4 protein-coding genes are annotated in these 3,510 nt (G+C 73.1%); 3 read left to right on the plus strand and 1 reads right to left on the minus strand.

Going from position 1 to position 3,510, the window contains the following annotated elements; genetic code table 11:
- Nucleotides 1-85 precede the first annotated feature (85 nt).
- The 3 genes from ABZX30_RS37870 (at nucleotide 86) to ABZX30_RS37880 (ending at nucleotide 2,619) form a co-directional block, all read left to right on the plus strand.
- Nucleotides 86-805: a serine protease gene (locus tag ABZX30_RS37870; RefSeq protein WP_355942938.1), complete on the plus strand. Its 720-nt coding sequence runs from the start codon at nucleotides 86-88 to the stop codon at nucleotides 803-805.
- A 521-nt stretch (nucleotides 806-1,326) separates the two neighbouring features.
- Nucleotides 1,327-2,094 (plus strand): polysaccharide deacetylase family protein, encoded by a 768-nt coding sequence (locus ABZX30_RS37875; RefSeq protein WP_355942941.1) that lies wholly within the window; start codon nucleotides 1,327-1,329, stop codon nucleotides 2,092-2,094.
- 84 nt (nucleotides 2,095-2,178) lie between these two features.
- A complete protein-coding gene (locus tag ABZX30_RS37880; protein WP_355942932.1) occupies nucleotides 2,179-2,619 on the plus strand; it encodes an SRPBCC family protein in 441 nt (146 codons plus the stop codon).
- A 147-nt stretch (nucleotides 2,620-2,766) separates the two neighbouring features.
- Here the strand turns inward: ABZX30_RS37880 and ABZX30_RS37885 are convergent.
- Nucleotides 2,767-3,510: XdhC family protein (locus ABZX30_RS37885; protein ID WP_355942935.1), on the minus strand; the 744-nt coding region annotated here is incomplete at its 5' end.

A 3,510-nucleotide genomic window follows, 5' to 3' on the forward strand; every position in this document is an offset into this window, starting at 1 on the left:
TCTTCGCCCGCCCCGCGGGGCCCGCGAACACCTATCCCGTGCGGGGGGGGCCGGGGGCCCCGCCCGCCCCCCGCCCCCCCCCGCGCTGCCCGGCGCCCCCGCCGCGCAGGCCGCCCCGCAGCCCGTCGTCGGCGGCACGACGACCACGACGTCCGCGTACCCGTTCATGATGCAGATCACGGACGCCTCCGGTCACCAGTTCTGCGGTGGCACCCTGGTGGCGGCGAAGAAGGTGGTGACCGCGGCGCACTGCATGGTCGGCGAGTCCACCGGCAGCGTGCGGGTGGTGGGTGGCCGGACCTACCTGAACGGCACCGACGGCACGGTCAGCAAGGTCGGCAGGATCTGGATCGACCCGGACTACACCGACGCCACCGACGGTGACGACGTGGCCGTGCTGACCCTGTCGACGTCGATGCCGTACACCCCGGCGCCGTACGTCTCCGCCTCGCAGACCGGGGTGTACGCGGCCGGCACCACCGCCCGGGTCCTCGGCTGGGGCACCACCTCGGAGAACGGCAGCTCCTCCAACCAGCTGCGGACCGCGACCGTGCCGGTCGTGTCCGACGCCGGCTGCAAGAGCTCCTACGGTTCGGACTTCGTCCAGACCGACATGGTATGCGCCGGATACACCACCGGCGGCGTAGACACCTGCCAGGGCGACAGCGGCGGTCCCCTGCTCATCGGGGGCGTCCTGGCAGGGATCACTTCCTGGGGAGAGGGGTGCGCGGAGGCCGGCCACCCGGGTGTCTACACCCGGCTGACCACCTTCTCGGACCTGGTGACCGCGCAGGTCGGCTCGTAACCGGGAAAACCTCCCGAGCACCCCTCGGGTAGATGCCAGGGGGGCGTTGCGGGCCTCCACGAGCGGCCCGCAGCGCCCCCCTTTCCACGTCGTCCGCGTTCCCCGGACCGGGTCCCGGCCCCGGCCGGGTCTCAGGTCCCCGCGACGCTGCCGAACCGGATGTCGTGGGACGCTCCCGGATGCATCGTCTCCAGCATCCGCCGTCCCTCCTGCCGTACTTCCTCTCAGAGCAGTCCTGAGATGCATCCATCCCCGGCGTGAACGCCGGGGCTTTCTGCAAGAGACCCGGTAAGTCCGGTTCGACGGCCCGTTCCCCCGTGCCTGCCATGTCCCGTGAGGTTACTCGCGATGACTCTGCGGTACCACCGATGTGCGCAGAGTTCCGTCGCAAGGGGCCGGTGGCCGGTCCGGCACCCACGGCGACCGCATGCGGCGTATTCGAATAAACGATCGACTCTGCTATACATCGAATGTATAGTCCGCCCATGTCTCTTCGGACCGGCAAGCTTTCGACCCACAAGATGCGCAGACGGGTGCCCGGGTTCCCTCGCGCCGCGACGACCGCGGCCGCCGCCTGTCTGGCCCTGCTGCCGACCGGCTGCGCCCAGGTGGACACCACCAGCCCCAGTGCGGCCCGCGGCCGGGCGGCGGCCGGTGCCCCGGCCCGGTTCGGCACCGTCGACTGCCGCGAGGCCAAGTGCATCGCGCTCACCTTCGACGCCGGACCCAGCGAGCACTCGGCCCGGCTGCTGGACATCCTGAAGGAGAAGAAGGTCCCGGCGACCTTCTTCCTGCTCGGCAAGCGGCACATCGAGAAGTACCCGGAGCTGGTGAAGCGGATGGCGGCCGAGGGCCACGAGGTCGCCGGCCACACCTGGGACCACAGGATCCTGACCCGGATGACGGACGCGCAGATACGCGAGGAGCTGAAGCGGCCCGACGACGCGATAGAGCGGCTGACCGGGCACCGGCCGACGCTGATGCGTCCGCCGCAGGGCCGTACGGATACGAACGTGCACCGGATCGCCGAGGAGGAGGGCCTGGCGGAGGTGCTGTGGAGCGTCACCGCGAAGGACTACACGACCACCGACTCCGCGCTGATCACCCAGCGCGTCCTGGCGCAGGCTTCCCGGGACGGGATCATCCTGCTGCACGACATCTACCGGGGCACCGTGCCCGCCGTGCCCGGCATCATCGACGCGCTGAAGGCGCGCGGGTACGTGTTCGTGACCGTGCCCCAGCTCCTCGCGCCCGGGAAGGCCGAACCGGGCAAGGTGTACCGGCCGTAGGGCTGTCCGTCCGGGCGTTGCGCCGTCCGCGTGAACCGGTGGCCGGCGCGCCCTTCGCCCGGCGCTCTTCCCTACGATCGTGTCGTGGTCACCTTCCTGCTCGAACGTACGGCACCGCTCCCCGTCGACGAGGCGTGGCGCCGGCTCACGCAGTGGTCCCGGCACGGCGACACCGTCCCGCTCACGCGGGTCACCGTGGCCACGGACCCGCCGACCCGTCGGGGCACGCTGGTCGTCGCCCGTTCGGGCATCGGGCCGCTCGGTTTCGACGACCCCATGGAGGTCACCGTCTGGCGCCCGCCGGGGGACGGCGAGTCCGGGCTGTGCCGGCTGGTCAAGCGGGGCCGGGTCGTGCTCGGCTGGGCCGAACTGGAGGTACGGCCCGGGCCGGGCGGCCGCGCCCGTGTGGTGTGGCGGGAGGAGCTGCGGGTGCGGTGGCTGCCCTCCGCGTTCGACCGCCCCCTGGCCGCCGCGGCCCGGACGGTGTTCGGACGGACGGCCGACGCCCTGCTGCGCAGCCCGTGACGGACCGGACGGCCGTCGCCCCGGGCACTGGGACGATCCCTGACGGGCCGGCTGGCCGAGCCGAGGCGGCGCATCGGTCTCCCGCCCGAGGACGCCGCCCTGGTCGCCGACGGCCGGCCGGACGGCCGCTGACCGCGCCCGGGGCGCTCAGGCCACCGACCCGGCGCGGCCCGCCGGTGCCGGGTCGTGGTGGATCGGGGTGTGCGCGCCGGTCAGGGGAACGCCGCTGCCGCCACGCCGGTGGGCGACGATCTCCGCGGCGATGGACAGGGCGGTCTCCTCGGGCGTACGGGCGCCGAGGTCGAGGCCGATCGGCGAACGCAGACGGGCCAGCTCCGGCTCGGTGACGCCGACCGCGCGCAGACGTGCGTTGCGGTCGAGGTGGGTGCGGCGGGAGCCCATCGCGCCGACGTACGCGACCGGCAGACGCAGCGCCAGCTTCAGCAGCGGCACGTCGAACTTGGCGTCGTGGGTGAGCACGCACAGGACCGTACGGGCGTCCACCGGCGTCCGTTCCAGGTACCGGTGGGGCCAGTCGACGACGATCTCGTCGGCCTCGGGGAAGCGAGCCCGGGTCGCGAAGACGGGACGGGCGTCGCACACGGTCACGTGGTGGTTCAGGAACTTGCCGACCCGGACCAGCGCCGACGCGAAGTCGATCGCGCCGAAGACGATCATGCGGGGCGGCGGGACCGACGACTCGACCAGCACCGTCAGCGGCGCTCCGCAGCGGGAGCCCTGTGCGCCGATCTCCAGGGTGCCGGTGCGGCCCGCGTCCAGGAAGGCCGCCGCCTGACCGGCCACCGTGCGGTCCAGCTCCGGGTGCCCGCCGAACCCGCCCTGGGACGAGCCGCCGGGCCGTACCAGCAGCGCCCGGCCCAGCAGTGCGGC

It is taken from the genome of Streptomyces sp. NPDC004542 (assembly GCF_040610035.1).
Taxonomy (GTDB): domain Bacteria; phylum Actinomycetota; class Actinomycetes; order Streptomycetales; family Streptomycetaceae; genus Streptomyces.